This is a genomic window from Pedobacter duraquae, assembly GCF_004362245.1.
Classification (GTDB): domain Bacteria; phylum Bacteroidota; class Bacteroidia; order Sphingobacteriales; family Sphingobacteriaceae; genus Pedobacter; species Pedobacter duraquae.
This window is the reverse complement of record NZ_SNWM01000004.1, coordinates 347,980-362,551: the sequence shown is the minus strand read 5'-3', so window position 1 is coordinate 362,551 and position 14,572 is coordinate 347,980. Positions and strand designations below refer to the sequence as shown.

The window sequence follows — 14,572 nt, the reverse complement described above, 5'->3', positions numbered from 1 at the left end:
CCATGCGGGTAGTCTTATTGGTTCCCAATGAATAATATGCCAATAGATGAAAAATAATCCATCAATCTTAATATTCTAGATAGTCTAAAGCAAACTTAATCCAGTCACTTACGCTCTTATCCAAGAAGATGTCTGGTTGCATGCCGATATTGTCGATCGGATAATCTGGCAACCTTAAAGAACGGTAAGTAGGCAATTGTAGCAGGTACTCGGGACAGCCAAAATTGAACATACGGGCCGCGGCATAGTCTAGTCCTCCTGAAGTGACAGTGCCTAATATTTTTACTTTTTTACTTTGTTTGGCCTTCATAACGAAATTCTCCGCGGAACTTCCTACTCTTTTATCAGTCAAAATAACCACAGCAATGGGACTTCTGCTATTAGGGATGACCTGCTGTATAGAAAACGAGCTCTCCTTAAGGTTTACGAATTTGCCCATGTTTTTCTCGTAAAGTCCAATCCATTGTCGAACTGTATCTATTTCTCCTTGCTTATTTTTATCATTACGCACTGTTTTGACATAAGTTTCAAGACCATTTACTAAGGTCTGTGTTGCAAGATATTCAACACCCATATTCCTGATTGGGTTGGTGCCGATATAGGGAAGCAGCAGGTCATAGGCGTTGTCCGTTCCTCCCGAATTGCCCCTAATGTCGATAATCAAATTTTTACTACCTTCTAATAGCGCGCGATTGCTTGCTACCATATCCTTAATGACGTCGACGAAAGGATAATCAAAAGACGGGAGCACAATCAGTGTGGTTTGGCTACTGAGTTTTTTTACCTCAAAACCGTAAAATTCACCCACCTTTCTTTTTACCTGGTACTGAGTTAGATTTGGTTGCGAGGATTGTTTTATAAAGGTCGCCCTTGCTTCCTTAAAATGTATGATACTGTTATTGAATAGCTCATAATGACCTGTCTTCAACGTCTTATCGAAAGCGTAGAATTCATACTTACCGTTGGGATATAATCTGAATTTTGTCTCTGTGGGCTTCCAGAAGGCAGAGCTGGAACTAATTACAAAACCAATCTGTGTACCATCTTTACCTTTGGTAATTCCGATTTCATATACGGCTCCTCCTGTCCATTCGAACTCGTTCTTCCAAACTCCTTCAAGTGGATCCTGAGCAATTTTAAGGCCCATGGTAAATTTTTCGATATCGATATTGAACAGATCTGTACTACCTGCACCTTTTGTATTGATGGAAGTTGCAGGATATATCCATATATGGCCATCTCTAAAAAAGGAGGTGTATTTTTTTAATAATTCGAAACATTTATTCTTCTCTGTATCATTTGTTTGTTGCCTGAGTTGCTGTTTAAAGTTATTATACAGGATTTTATCCTTAGTTTTCTCTTCAAATCCTGGATATTCACTTTCTATTTTTACAATTAATCCGTCCAGGGCTGCTGTACATTCGCAAACATTTTGGGCAAAAGCTGTACAAGTGATGGACAGTAAGGTTAATGAAAAAATTATTTTGAGCTTCATTTCTGTAAAGTATGTCAGCAAAGAAAAACAATACAGATAATTAAAAATTGTAATAATCGTGCACGATGTTATATGCTAAAGATGTAGGCATTAGATACAGGCTTTCGTAATTATCATGCAACATATCGGTGTAGGTTGCGTCTATCTGATGAATCTAAAGAATTAATTAAATTTGATAACAGGTAAAATCCATATATGAAGACAAGTATTGTTCCTGTACAGAATTCAGTGTTGAAGGCTTATATTCAATATTTTATTTTTTTTGAGCATGATTCCAAAGCACACTTTTCTTATCAGACCTTTCCAAACACCAATCTCTGTTTGGCGATATACAGGGAAAATAAGGTGGAGTATAAAAGTAATAAAAACGAAAATATTTGCATTGTCGGTTCCGGCCGAAATGCATATTCGAGCCGTTTGTTAGGTTTTCATCAACAACCTTTTAAAGTTGATATCAATGCTTCCTTAGATCAAATATGCATCTTGTTTCACCCGGCTGGATTGAGGGCATTTAGCAATGTGGGATATGCTGAGTTGCTTGACCAGTCAGAAGTTTTTGAATCTATTTTCGGAAATCAGACCTCCATACTTGAATTTATTTTTGAAAACAATGACTCGAAGGCGAGATCTGCCCTTTTAGAAGGTTTTTTAATTGAAAGGCTGATATCGACCGATAGAGGGGCAGCTGTATTACCTGCGCTGGACTATATTTATAAAAGGAAAGGCGATGTTACAGTTTTTAATCTGGCTCGCTCCCTAAAAATAAATGAATCCACACTTTATCGCTCTTTTAAAGCAGTCTTGGGACAAAGTCCAAAAGAATTTATTCAGACGGTACGGTTCAGGAATGTTCTCGGGCTGTTGTTGGCGCAGGAATGCAAAAGTTTGACCGAACTGACCTACAGCGCGATGTTTTACGATCAGTCACATTTAATAAAAGATTTTAAAAGTAGAACAGGCACGGTGCCTAATGCCTTGAGTCAAAAAATACGTCTTGAACAGCATGCGCTTGCCTGGGTGATAGATCCCTGATAGCTTGGACTCTGTAGCCTCTTATTGACTACCCCAAACTGCGGATCCATCAATCCGGATAACTAATTGATCTTTTTAAAGATGTTTTGCATGGTGCCCGTATCGACATCAGCCATATCAACCAGTTTTAAGGATTTCACCATTTTCAAAGTCGCAGTTTTATAATGCTGGAAATGTGCAGCCTTAATGTGCGATTGGTAAGCCTCCTTGTTGGCATATATCTCAACGATCCTTACTTGAGCAGGATTTTCTTTCTGATACATCGCAAAGAGGGATATCACCCCTGGCTCTAACCGAATAGATGCTGCTGATTCTTCTTTAAGGATCCCCTTGTATTCATTCAGGTATTCAGGAAAGATTTCGATCTCTGAAATGCGAACCATCATATCTTTATCTGTTACGGGAAGACTAGGCTTGCCTGTCAATTTGTTCAATACATTAGCCTGTGTTTTACTAATCCGCTTTGCAATGATCTCAGATACAGCTGAAATCTGAGCTTCGGTTATGCCAGTATTCATTCCCATTTGAAGATGCGATTGTAGCTGTCCTTCTACACCCGGCATTGCGGCTAACGCAGAAATGGTGATCAATTCCCTTTGCTTATAAGACAATACATCACTTTCAAAAACATCTGCAAACAGATGTGCTTTTAAAAAGGCATCTATACGAGGCGCAAACTCTCCAAAACCAGGGGCTGGTTTTGATTGCGGTGTTTTAGATAGTGTTTCCAGGACTTTTCTCCCGCGTTCGTAGTGATCGCCTTTGGTGTCGGCCGGTAATATTGGTCGTCCTATCTGATCCGAAATATCTTTTGCCTTTCTATCTTCCATAACGGTACGAAATGTGTTAATGGCATTCAGACTTCTAGGGAAACCGCAGTAAGCGTACAGCTGAACAAGGAGTTCTTTGATTTCGTTAATACTTAGTCCTGAATCAAGTGCTACAGGAAGTTCAGTTTTTAATGCTTCCAGGTTTCCACCTGCGGTAAGCGCAGATATGGTGACCATCATTTGCTCACGAGGGTTCAGTGCGCCTGCATCTGTAAATTTAGTTTGTGCTTTCATTTGTTGTGTCCCTAATAAGTAAACAGATAAGAGGAGCCACGGTAGGCATTTTTTCTTACTCATAATCATTGCTTTACTGTTTGTTAGCTACTGCATATTCTTCGTCAGTAACGGGTGTTAGCCATACTGCATTTTCGTCGCCTTTATAATTTGTTATGGCGATATGGCTCATTTTGTTAGCTGCAGATGCGCCATGCCAGTGTTCGATATTTTTAGGTATATTGATCACATCGCCTTTAGTGATCGCCTGGGCAGACATACCTTTTTCCTGGTACCAGCCCTTTCCTTCGGTCACAATCAATACCTGTCCTTTAGGGTGTGTATGCCAGTTTGTTCTTGCACCTGCTCCGAAAGTCACACTGCCTATGGCAAAATCATTATTTGCATCCCTGGGCAGTAAGGGCTTTAAAAAGGCTTCGCCTGTAAAGTAGCCATTTGTTAACTTGTCGCCTTTAGGAAAAAGAGATTCATCATTTGCTGTTGTCATTTGTTCTATTTGTTTATCGCTTTTGCAAGCAGTTAGAAATAATACTGTTACTACTACTGAAATTGACGATTTAAGTTTCATAATAGCTGCTAATTGATCATACAAATTTCGGGCATATCCCCTGCATTCCCATTATACAGGTTACTGATTTATTTACCAGTTTTACTGATCTCTCAATCAGAGGAAATAAAAGCAAAATGGTTCTGTAAATTTGTATGATAATTGGTGACTATGGAGCAGGTAAACAGAATCGATGCTGTTGGACAGTACAATGCGTATGTAGGTGTAGATACTCAGCATCCGCTGGTAAGTGTCGTTAACTTTAATGAAGTGCCCGTCATTCAGTACTTTAGGCATTATATGGGTATCTACGCTGTCTTCCTTAAAAACATCAAATGCGGAAACATGACTTATGGTTGCCAGCCTTATGATTATGAGGATGGCACATTGGTGTTTGTTTCGCCTGGGCAGGTTTATGGTATCAATAGCAACGGTCAGTCTATGAAGCCTTCTGGTTACGCGCTGGTATTTCATCCTGACCTGATCAAGAGTACACATTTAGGAAAAATCATTAAGGATTATTCATTTTTCTCTTATGAAGTTCACGAGGCACTTCACTTGTCTAAGAAGGAACGTAAAACCATTGTAGATTGTCTGGATAAGATAGCGGCTGAGATCGAACAGAACATAGATAAGCATAGTAAAACGCTGATTGTATCTAATGTAGAATTGTTTTTAAATTATTGCAGGCGGTTTTACGACCGGCAGTTTATCACACGTACCAACGAGAATAATGATATTCTTACCCGTTTTGAGGCGTTGCTGCATGATTACTTTGCGTCAGGTAAAGCCAAGGGCTCAGGTTTGCCGAGTGTAGCTTATTGTGCCGATCAACTGCATTTATCTCCAAATTATTTTGGCGATCTCATCAAAAAAGAAACCGGTAATACGGCCCTGGATTATATTCAATCCAAGGTGATAGATGAGGCAAAGGCTAAAATTTTTGATTCGGCTAAGTCAATTAATGCAATTGCTGTTGAACTTGGCTTTAAGTATCAGCAGCATTTTACAAGGTTATTCAAACTTAAAACCGGAATGACCCCTATGGCGTATAGAAGTTCCAATTAACCTATCTTGCACCTATGGAAAAAGAACAGCTGATCAATTTCATCAAAAATAATATTCCCAACATAACAGTAACGCAAACTGGCCTTGACGCAATTGCAAACCATTTTGAGGAAATCGAATTTTCAAAAAATGAATACCTTTTAAAGCAAGGGAAAGTTAGTGATTACTATTACCTGGCAGAGGGCTTTGTGAGGGCTTTTACTCATGATCCCAATGGCAATGAAATTACCACTTTTTTTTACCCGCCAGGAAGAGTAGCTTTCGAAGCATCATCTTTTTTTCTTCATCAACCTTCCACAGAATATTTACAGGCCATTACCGCCTGCAAGATATACGTTACTAACTTTGACAAACTGAATCTCCTTTTTCATTCTGTGCCCGAGTTCAGGGAGTTTGCGAGGGCTATGTTGGTAAAGGAATTTGTAGCTTATAAACAGCGTACTTTATCGATGATCAATAAAAGCGCGGAAGAGCGTTACGCCAACATGGTTGCTAACAGTAATGAGATTTTTCAATATGCCCAGCTAAAGCATATTGCTTCCTATCTGGGTATAACAGATACATCTCTTAGTCGTATAAGAAAAGAGTTCGTCAAAAAATAGTGTTTTTATTTCTTGCCATTTGACAATTCTTTTTCTGTCAAATGGTAAGCGGGTTTGGTAAAATCGTAGCGTCCTTTGTATTGTAACTAAAACAACAAAACAATGGAACATTTACCGATCTACATTTACCTGACCTTTGGCGCAACAGCCATCCTTGGTATCTGGTTATTCTTTAAAGCGACCCAATATTCCAAACCGTTTCTATTTGGTTTATTGGGCTGGATCGCCGTCCAATCTACGCTTGCTATTGCCGGATTTTATAACAATACGCTTACCACTACTGCACGCTTTCCACTTTTGGTAATTCCTCCCATACTTTTGCTGGTATCTCTGTTCATCACCAAAAATGGTAGAGCATTTTTGGATAGCCTTGACCTACCCACGCTTACCATTTTTCATATGATCAGGATTCCCGTAGAGCTTGTATTATTCTGGCTTTTCGTCCGCGGAGCAGTTCCCGAAGCCATGACCTTCCATGGCAGAAATTTAGATATACTGTCGGGCATTTCCGCTCCAGTCATCTATTACTTTGGTTTTATTAAAAAGACTTTAAATAACCCAGTCATGATTGGATGGAACTTAATCTGTCTCGCACTGCTCCTTAATGTTGTATCTACAGCTATCCTTTCTTTACCGGCCAGATTCACACAATTTGGTTTCGGGCAACCCAATATAGCACTTGGCTATTTCCCGTTCGTATTGCTACCTGCAGTGCTGGTGCCACTAGTGATGTTCGCAACAGTTGCCGGGATCAAACAGCTTTTGAAAAAATAATAGCTGGTAAACCCTAATTAAATGCCATCACGCCCGATTCTTTTAAAAAAATTATCCTTGTAAGTCTCGGATACAGGTATCAATTTTTCCTTGATACTTATCCTGCCTCTTTCAATAAACCTAATTTTGTCGAATGCTATGATGTATGATTTATGTACTCTGATAAACTGATCTGCAGGTAATGACTGTTGGATGCTTTTCATGCTTTGTAGTGTCAAGATCGTCTCGGTCTCGGTGTGGATCACCACGTAATCCCTGGCTCCTTCAAAATAGTAAATATCGGACAGATCAATTCTGATAATTCTATTTTCAGTTTTAATGAAAATATGGTTTATCGTACCTGACGACAGCGTGGCATCAGCCAAAGCCTTGTTCATTTTAGATCTTTCTACTGCCTTTTCGATGGCGACGATGAAGCGGGCCATCGTGATCGGCTTCAACAAGTAATCAATCACCTGATATTTATATCCATCCAATGCATACTCGCTGTAGGCGGTAGTTACAATGACCATACATTTTTTTTGCAGCAAGTTTAAAAAGTCAATGCCATTTAATTCCGGCATTTGCATATCTAAAAAAATCAGGTCAATTTCCTCAATTTTTAAATAGCTAATTGCTGCCAGCGGATTGGAGACTGCCCGTACCAAAGTTAAGTTCGGCATTTTCGAAATATAATCAGACAATAATGATAAGGCTAAAGGTTCATCGTCTATCACCATACAGTTAAGATTTTCAGCCATTAATTACCATTTTAAGTTCAATATAGAAGTGGTTTGTAGTTTCATTAATAATCAGGTCATATTTTGCAGGATTTAAGAGCTCTAGTCTTTTCTTGATGTTCTCTAAACCAATTCCTCCCGTTGCATCTTTTCTGTTTCCATTCTTTTGATTATCCACCTTAAAGACTAGCAGATCTTGTTTAACTTCCAACTTAATGGTCAATGGATTTTGTGCGTCTTTCAGATCCCCATGCTTAAAAGCATTCTCTACAAAAGGAATGAGTGATAATGGAATGATTTTCGTTGACGCATCGATGTCTGTTTGGATATTTACGCTAATTTCGGGGATATAGTCATACCGCAACAATTGTAGGTCTATAAAATTGTTCAGGTATTCAATTTCCCTGGTAAGCGGTACAAAATCCTCTTTTTGATATAGCATGTACCTGAGTAGATCAGAAAGTTTACTGATTGCAGGAAGTGCATTAGTAGATTGCTGATAAACTAGTGTGTAAATGTTATTTAGATTGTTGAACAAAAAATGCGGGTTAATCTGGGATTTGAGGAAGGAAAGCTCAGCATTGCGGGCCTGAAATTTTAGCTCCTTTTCTTTTAGCTTCTTAAATCTTTCATATTGCACGCCGAAAAAGGAAAGGGCGACAAAATTATAATACATGGTAAAATAGATGTTGTCAAAAACATAATACTTCAGTGTAAGGTGTTTCATGTTGTAGTTATGATGGCCCGTAATCTGAAATAAAATTATTTCTTCTATAACAAATCTTAGCCCAATCATGACTGGTATACCGATTAGCAGGTAGAGGCTAACCGTTATCAGAATCCCTTTATTGGGATATAATAAATAGAACACTAAATAGGTTATGAGCGTATCAAAGAGAAATATAAAAAAAGAAGCACCGCTAAATTCATTGACTATATGATTTAGAAATATCGTCGCATCCAGGTTTTTATCTGGACGGTTTAGCCAGCCTGCGCTATGGCTGAGAAAATAAAATGCAACAAACACGGCAATAAGAGTTGGGATTTTTAGACGCATTATTCAAATCTACATTAATCGTAATCGCTAATGCAAGTATTTCCATGATTATTCCTGTAACGGTTTGCCAACTAAAATTATGCAGATGATATCCATTATCTTGCAGTTTGTATTTCATCTTTTAAAGATTTCGTTCTTTCAATAAATAGACTGTCTACAACTTTATAAAAAAAGTTAAATGAAGAAAATCAATCTATTTATCATTATCAATCTACTATGTCTATCTGCATTTGCCCAGCAAAGTAGAACCATCAAGGGCAAAGTGCTCAATGAAAATCATGCGCCAATAGCGAATGCCAACGTCACCGTATTTTCGGTAACAAACCATGCTCTGTTTACATTAAATACTAACGAAGAAGGTCTTTTTTCCTTTTTGAGCCCTGGCCAAAAATTTTACCTGAGCGTCAGTTATATTGGGTATATTCCCTTTCGGCTAGATCAGTTTGAGGGAGATAGTGTTATCATTGCCTTAAAAAGCAGCAGTGTGAAGTTAGAAGAAGTTTCCATTAGCGCAACCAAACCTTTCATGGAACAGCAGTTAGATAAGATGATCGTTAATGTTGACGGCAATACAAAAGCCGGAATAAATGCAGTAGAAATTTTAAAGAAAGTGCCGGGGCTCATGATTAAGAACAATGAGGAGCTGATGTTGGAAGGCAAAAGTGTTTCAGTGATGATTGATGGCAGACCGACCCGATTATCGGGAGCCAATTTAATGTCGTTATTAGAGGGAACTACTTCTGCCGGTATAAGCCAGTTCGAAATCATCTACAATCCTTCTGCTAAATATGATGCTGCTGGCTCAGGTGGTTTGATCAATATCAAAACTATAAAACGAGAGAAACCTGGTTATGACGCCAACTTGAGTATAAATGGTGGTCACGGCTGGAAATTTCCGACAAACAGTGATGCTGTTGGTCTCAACTACAAAACTGGTAATACCAATTTTTATGGTGCTTATAGTATTGGCCTGGGCAAACAATACCAGGAGATACAAACGAATACCTACCAAAAGGATCTTAATCAAAGATTGCAAGATTCCTCTACTTACAGGAGCGGTTACAAATCCAATAATATTCGCTTGGGCTTTGACCACTCTTTAAATAAAAGCGATGCATTAGGTGTTTTGATAACAGGATATTACAATACCCGAAATCCCAATTATATTTCTGAAACAGCAACTTACGAAGGAAATCAGCTCAAACCTGCAGCAAATACATTGAGTGACAACATCAATACGACAACTGGAAGAGGTCTAAACCTAAACCTGAACTACAAGCATGTAATTGATGTTAAGAAGCAGCAAGAGATTACCTTTGATGCGGATGCCGGCATTTCTGATTACCAAAATTACAATACGAATAACATATTAACAGTAAATACATCGCCTATTGATCAACATCAAGCATATTTTCAAGATGGGCTCACAAAATCTGGAATCTACAGTTTTAAAGGCGATTATACCAAAAAGTTAAGTAAAGGTCTTTTCGAGACAGGTTTCAAATTAAGTAATGTGAAGATTGAAAACAGTTTCAGCTCCTTATTTAGCAGTAATACGAGACAATCAGAAGACGTGGGCAGTAATGATTTTATGTATGAGGAAACTATCCTGGCTGCCTATGCAAATCAGCGGTTAGCGATGGGAAAGTTTTCCATGTTGTTCGGATTGAGGGGAGAGGAGACTTTTACAAATGGCAATTCCGTTACGTTAAATAGCGCAGTAGAGAGACAATACCTTAATCTTTTTCCAAATGCTACTATTGGGTTGAAATTAAAAAATAGTTCATTCTCATTGAGTTATTCAAAAAGAATTGGAAGACCTTTGTATAATGAATTAAATCCATTTGTAATGGTTACAAGTGCATTTACCACGAGGAGCGGTAATCCTGACCTTAGACCATCTTACGCAAACAATCTAAGGCTGGCTTTCACTTTGAAGAGTAAATTTACGATCGCCACTTCTTATAGCCATTCTAAAAATGTGATTACAGATCTGAAAACCAGAGATGCCCAAACGCAGATTACCAATAGTTTGAAGACAAACCTGAGTTCTTATCGTAACCTGGGTCTCAATGCTTCTTACAGCAATAAGCTCTTCAAAGTTCTGCAGCTTAATTATGGTTTGGGTGTTTCTAATAGCGACTACACTTTTTTATATAATGCTGCTACCGAAAATATTAACCAAACTACTGGGTATTTATCGTTGGGAAATAACATCGAGATTTCTCCTACACTATGGGCTGAAGTTTATTTTTATGGACAATCTAGGGTAACTTATGGAAATAATGTAAACCTGCCATTTAGTACGACCAGTTTAAGCTTTGGGAAAAAGATATTGCAAGGAAAAGGAAATCTCAATTTAAGCATTAATGATATTTTCTATACTGGGACTACCAGAAGCGAAGCGAATTATGGAAACATTGTTTATAATTTAAAAAGCAAATACGACAGCAGAAATATACGCCTGAACTTTTCTTACCGTTTTGGAAACTCAAAAATTGATGTTAGAAAAAGAAGCGTAGGGTCTGAAGAAGAACAACGGAGAAACCAGTAGCTTTTATGATCCGGGTTTTGGCTAAATGAAAAGCCGATTTGGATAAATGTGTGCGCCTGAACTACGGCATCTTTATATAAACAAAAGAAATTGATATGCGCGTATTTGTAACCGGAGCTACAGGCTTCGTAGGAACTGCTATTGTGCAGGAGTTAATTAGTGCAGGCCATAAGGTATTAGGACTTGCAAGGTCGGAAACGTCGGCAGAAAAACTAATCGCTGCAGGTGCAGAAGTACATCGTGGAGATCTGGAAGATTTGGAAAGCCTGCGGACTGGTGCTGCGGTATCAGATGGAGTTATCCATGCTGGGTTCATCCATGACTTTACTCGTTTTGCCGAAGTTTGTAAGGTTGATGAAATTGCTATAGCGACAATTGGTGAAGTACTGATGGGCTCTAACCGCCCTTTTATCGTTACTTCTGGCTCGGCACTGGTTAGTCCCGGGAAACTGGCTACCGAAGAGATTAATTCTCCTTTTAATCCTGCATGGCCAAGAGCTTCGGAACAGGCAGCTGATGCTTTAGTAGCAATGGGTGTACGCGCTGCAGTGGTTCGTTTGTCACCGTCGGTACATGGAAGTGAGGATAGACATGGTTTTGTACCCATTTTGGTTAATGTCGCTCAGGAAAAAGGGCTGTCGGCATATATCGCTGACGGAAATAACCGATGGAATGCTGTACATCGGCTGGATGCCGCAAGACTGTTTAGGCTGGCGCTGGAGCATGCAACGCCGGGTGCACGATACCATGCTGCTGCAGAGGAATCCATCACTGTTAAGTCCATTGCCGAAGCCTTAGGTAAGGCACTAAATCTACCAGTAAAATCAATCAGCCCGGATGCTGCGGCAGCACACTTTGGATGGTTTGCACAAATGGCCGGAATCGATTGCCCAACATCAAGTGCCTGGACTCAAAATAACCTAAAATGGCAGCCAACGCATGATACGTTGTTGGAAGATATTAAAGGTGGTGTTTACACAAATTAAAATGTCAACTGGTAAATCATAAAAAAATCACGAAATTAGTGGAGCAATGAACAAAAACCAGCTTTTTCATTTTAAGACTATCACCCAGTATCATCGCGCAGCCGGGATGCCTAAGCCGGCTCATCCATTAGTAAGCGTAGTGCATATGGACAGCCTTAAACAACCACTTGCCGATGGGTCTTACAGCATCATCTACGATTTTTATTCAATCGCCATGAAAAGGGTGAAGAATGGTAAGTTTAAATATGGGCAGCAGGCAAGTGATTTTGATGAGGGCGTATTATTCTTTATGGCTCCAGGGCAGTTGTTTGGTGTGGAAGTCCAGAAAGATCTGGTTGCTCATGCTCCTGAAGGCTGGATGATCCTTATACACCCGGATTTTTTATGGAATACGCCGCTGGCGAAAACGATTAAGCAATACGAGTTTTTTAACTACTCGGTTAATGAGGCACTTTACCTTTCTGACAAAGAAGAAACAATGTTGACGACGCTAACGGAAAATATAGAGCAGGAATATCATGCCAATATCGATCGTTTTAGTCAGAGCGTGATTATTGCTCAACTAGAGTTGTTGCTTACCTATTCGGAGCGGTTTTATCAGCGACAGTTTATTACCAGAAAAATTACAAGTCATGAGGTATTGACCAAGCTTGAGGATTTGCTGAATGACTATTTTGCTACTGGTAAACTTGCTGAAAAGGGCTTGCCTAGTGTAACTTATATTGCAGGGAACCTGAACATATCTCCGGGTTATCTGAGTAGTTTGCTTAAATCGCTTACCGGTCAAAACACCCAGCAGCATTTGCATCATAAACTGATTGAACTGGCTAAGGAAAAGTTGTCCACTACAAGCCTGTCAGTAAGTGAAATAGCCTATGAGCTAGGCTTTGAGCACCTGCAGTCATTCAGTAAATTATTTAAGACGAAGACAACTTTGTCGCCCATGGAATTCAGGCACTCGTTTAATTAATTGTCCTTTGCTATTGCTTATTCGATCGTAAATTCGATGGTATTAGACACGATAAAAGCCCGGTCTTTAGTTCGAAGAAACTCAGTCAGGATTGTACGCTTGTCTTCAGTCAGCATGAAGTTTAAATGTTGCTTCTTATTAATGGTAATCATGATTTGCCTTTTAAGATCAAACAGGTCTGCCGATATGTACAACTTAATCCGCTTTACCCTCGATGTTTCAACACTTATGTTATTCCCATCTGCCTGAACTTTTACAGCACCCGACCGGTTTTTATTGAAATCGATGGTGCCTGTTTTACCATTTTGAGTCACGGTCGGGTTTAAGGGTTGCTGCCAGTCTGCCCGTGGTTTGAGGGTGTCTAGTTCCAGAATTTCCAACCATCCATTGCGGCCATTTTTGATGTTATCTGTTTCCCATTGTAGTTTTTTTGGTAAAGGATCTCGTTTGGTTTTGCTTAGCGTGTCGAAAATAAAATTAATGGAGTCGCGCTGGAAAACGGCCAGCGTGTGCTCACCTTGCCTGGTGTAATTTGTCCAGTTCGCACCATTTGTTTTAGCATACGTGTACATTCCGTTAATGAGCAGCAAAGGGAAGTTGTTGTCTTTGCTTCCGCTGATTCCATAAAAAGGAGTGGCGTTTTCCATGTTTCGCAAACTCGTATTGCCGGCGTAAACTTTTGGGAGATAATTGAGCCCTACGAAAGCTGCAAAGGGGGTTGGATGGTTCACCGCAAACCAATACGCACCACTACCGCCATTGGAATGACCCATAACATATACCTTGTTATCATCAATGTTATACATGGATTTTACCATGCCGAGCTCACTTACAATCGTTTCAAATGCTTTTTGGTGGTAAAGCCATCCAAAGTCTTTTCTGCCAAATGGATAGATGATAAACGCATTGTTTGTCTGCGCTTTCTCTACGATCTTGATTTCCTGACCTCTCTCAATCCAGGCAGGGTTGGCAAAGTCTTTCCGGTTGATGATGGCGCCATGCAGGTAGATATATAGTGGTGTACTTTGTCCAGGATTGTACCCTTTAGGGATATAGACCATAAATGGCACTGTTAACGTATCACTAACTTTAATTTTGTATAGTGTCCAAAACCCCGTTTTCAGAGGCTTAGAGAACGTGTTAAACGTTTTTATTTTTTTAGATAATTCTGCAGCAGATAGAGTTTTAGCTGTTTGTTGCCAATAGCTGTTATTATAAATTACCGGGCGGTTTATTCGACCTGTTGTATCCTCAAGTTCAGCTATGATCTTACGGACGGCAATCGTTGCCGAATCAGCCTTATATTTTAGTGTCGTGATAAATGATTTCCATTCAGGTAGATTCTTAAGGGGAATATGTATGGGATCGTTCACGAATTTATCATAACTTGGATACTCATAGAATCCTGAATAATCATATCCAATTTGGCCGGATCGCGTGAGGTAATATTTGGCGTTTTCTATGTTTCCGATATGGGATGAGGAAACCGCAGCGCGGTAGGTATCGTAATTGCTCTGCGTATTTTTTTGAATTAAATAATAAGTGTCATAAAAATATGCTGCCTTCTTAAAATCTCGCTTTTGATAATAAGTGCCCGCCGAATCAAAAAGGTTGACTGTTTTTTCTTGTGCATGTAGTTGCAGTGTACAATAAAATAAGATTTGTAGGGCGATCAATAACGCTGTTCTTTTCATGTCCATATAT

General features: G+C 39.3%; 13 protein-coding genes. 7 read left to right on the top strand and 6 right to left on the bottom strand.

Going from position 1 to position 14,572, the window contains the following annotated elements; translation table 11 throughout:
• Window positions 1–67 precede the first annotated feature (67 nt).
• On the bottom strand, window positions 68–1,495 hold the full coding sequence (locus tag CLV32_RS17150; RefSeq protein WP_208111041.1) for a S41 family peptidase: 1,428 nt from the start codon (window positions 1,493–1,495) through the stop codon (window positions 68–70).
• Between the two features lie 231 nt (window positions 1,496–1,726).
• Here CLV32_RS17150 and CLV32_RS17145 point away from each other — a divergent pair, with 231 nt between their 5' ends.
• On the top strand, window positions 1,727–2,527 hold the full coding sequence (locus tag CLV32_RS17145; protein WP_166641972.1) for an AraC family transcriptional regulator: 801 nt from the start codon (window positions 1,727–1,729) through the stop codon (window positions 2,525–2,527).
• Between the two features lie 62 nt (window positions 2,528–2,589).
• Here the strand turns inward: CLV32_RS17145 and CLV32_RS23280 are convergent, their stop codons facing one another.
• Window positions 2,590–3,654, bottom strand: a complete 1,065-nt coding sequence (locus tag CLV32_RS23280; protein WP_208111040.1) for a carboxymuconolactone decarboxylase family protein — start codon at window positions 3,652–3,654, stop codon at window positions 2,590–2,592.
• 10 nt (window positions 3,655–3,664) lie between these two features.
• Window positions 3,665–4,078, bottom strand: coding sequence for a (R)-mandelonitrile lyase (locus tag CLV32_RS17135; RefSeq protein ID WP_133557766.1), 414 nt, complete (start codon window positions 4,076–4,078; stop codon window positions 3,665–3,667).
• Between the two features lie 231 nt (window positions 4,079–4,309).
• Here CLV32_RS17135 and CLV32_RS17130 point away from each other — a divergent pair, with 231 nt between their 5' ends.
• From CLV32_RS17130 to CLV32_RS17120, 3 genes are all read left to right on the top strand, one after another.
• A complete protein-coding gene (locus CLV32_RS17130; protein WP_133557764.1) occupies window positions 4,310–5,206 on the top strand; it encodes a helix-turn-helix domain-containing protein in 897 nt (298 codons plus the stop codon).
• 14 nt (window positions 5,207–5,220) lie between these two features.
• Window positions 5,221–5,808, top strand: coding sequence for a Crp/Fnr family transcriptional regulator (locus CLV32_RS17125; protein ID WP_133557762.1), 588 nt, complete (start codon window positions 5,221–5,223; stop codon window positions 5,806–5,808).
• 102 nt (window positions 5,809–5,910) lie between these two features.
• Window positions 5,911–6,582: a hypothetical protein gene (locus CLV32_RS17120; RefSeq protein WP_133557760.1), complete on the top strand. Its 672-nt coding sequence runs from the start codon at window positions 5,911–5,913 to the stop codon at window positions 6,580–6,582.
• A gap of 17 nt (window positions 6,583–6,599) precedes the next feature.
• Here CLV32_RS17120 and CLV32_RS17115 read toward each other — a convergent pair whose 3' ends face one another.
• Together CLV32_RS17115 and CLV32_RS17110 are read right to left on the bottom strand one after the other, a co-directional pair.
• Complete coding sequence (locus CLV32_RS17115) at window positions 6,600–7,322, bottom strand: LytR/AlgR family response regulator transcription factor (protein WP_133557758.1); 723 nt, start codon at window positions 7,320–7,322, stop codon at window positions 6,600–6,602.
• Window positions 7,315–8,028, bottom strand: coding sequence for a sensor histidine kinase (locus tag CLV32_RS17110; RefSeq protein WP_166641971.1), 714 nt, complete (start codon window positions 8,026–8,028; stop codon window positions 7,315–7,317). The genes CLV32_RS17115 and CLV32_RS17110 overlap by 8 nt, the downstream gene beginning before the upstream one ends.
• 508 nt (window positions 8,029–8,536) lie before the next feature.
• Between CLV32_RS17110 and CLV32_RS17105 the strand changes: the two genes are divergently transcribed.
• The 3 genes from CLV32_RS17105 to CLV32_RS17095 all read left to right on the top strand — a co-directional run bounded on the left by CLV32_RS17105 (window position 8,537) and on the right by CLV32_RS17095 (window position 12,868).
• A complete protein-coding gene (locus CLV32_RS17105; RefSeq protein WP_133557754.1) occupies window positions 8,537–10,912 on the top strand; it encodes an outer membrane beta-barrel protein in 2,376 nt (791 codons plus the stop codon).
• Between the two features lie 95 nt (window positions 10,913–11,007).
• Window positions 11,008–11,898 (top strand): SDR family oxidoreductase, encoded by an 891-nt coding sequence (locus CLV32_RS17100; RefSeq protein ID WP_133557752.1) that lies wholly within the window; start codon window positions 11,008–11,010, stop codon window positions 11,896–11,898.
• A gap of 46 nt (window positions 11,899–11,944) precedes the next feature.
• Entirely contained in the window at window positions 11,945–12,868 is a 924-nt protein-coding gene (locus CLV32_RS17095; RefSeq protein ID WP_133557750.1) for a helix-turn-helix domain-containing protein, read from the top strand.
• 17 nt (window positions 12,869–12,885) lie between these two features.
• On the opposite strand, the gene CLV32_RS17090 is transcribed toward CLV32_RS17095, so the two are convergent.
• Window positions 12,886–14,562: an alpha/beta hydrolase-fold protein gene (locus CLV32_RS17090; protein WP_166641970.1), complete on the bottom strand. Its 1,677-nt coding sequence runs from the start codon at window positions 14,560–14,562 to the stop codon at window positions 12,886–12,888.
• Between the last annotated feature and the right edge of the window lie 10 nt (window positions 14,563–14,572).

Excerpts from the sequence above, each read along its gene's own strand:
- CLV32_RS17150 (WP_208111041.1), bottom strand. The coding sequence starts at position 1,495 with ATGAAGCTCAAAATAATTTTTTCATTAACCTTACTGTCCATCACTTGT.
- CLV32_RS23280 (WP_208111040.1), bottom strand. The coding sequence starts at position 3,654 with ATGAGTAAGAAAAAATGCCTACCGTGGCTCCTCTTATCTGTTTACTTA.
- CLV32_RS17135 (WP_133557766.1), bottom strand. The coding sequence starts at position 4,078 with ATGACAACAGCAAATGATGAATCTCTTTTTCCTAAAGGCGACAAGTTA.
- CLV32_RS17130 (WP_133557764.1), top strand. The coding sequence starts at position 4,310 with ATGGAGCAGGTAAACAGAATCGATGCTGTTGGACAGTACAATGCGTAT.
- CLV32_RS17125 (WP_133557762.1), top strand. The coding sequence starts at position 5,221 with ATGGAAAAAGAACAGCTGATCAATTTCATCAAAAATAATATTCCCAAC.
- CLV32_RS17120 (WP_133557760.1), top strand. The coding sequence starts at position 5,911 with ATGGAACATTTACCGATCTACATTTACCTGACCTTTGGCGCAACAGCC.
- CLV32_RS17115 (WP_133557758.1), bottom strand. The coding sequence starts at position 7,322 with ATGGCTGAAAATCTTAACTGTATGGTGATAGACGATGAACCTTTAGCC.
- CLV32_RS17110 (WP_166641971.1), bottom strand. The coding sequence starts at position 8,028 with ATGAAACACCTTACACTGAAGTATTATGTTTTTGACAACATCTATTTT.
- CLV32_RS17105 (WP_133557754.1), top strand. The coding sequence starts at position 8,537 with ATGAAGAAAATCAATCTATTTATCATTATCAATCTACTATGTCTATCT.
- CLV32_RS17100 (WP_133557752.1), top strand. The coding sequence starts at position 11,008 with ATGCGCGTATTTGTAACCGGAGCTACAGGCTTCGTAGGAACTGCTATT.
- CLV32_RS17095 (WP_133557750.1), top strand. The coding sequence starts at position 11,945 with ATGAACAAAAACCAGCTTTTTCATTTTAAGACTATCACCCAGTATCAT.
- CLV32_RS17090 (WP_166641970.1), bottom strand. The coding sequence starts at position 14,562 with ATGAAAAGAACAGCGTTATTGATCGCCCTACAAATCTTATTTTATTGT.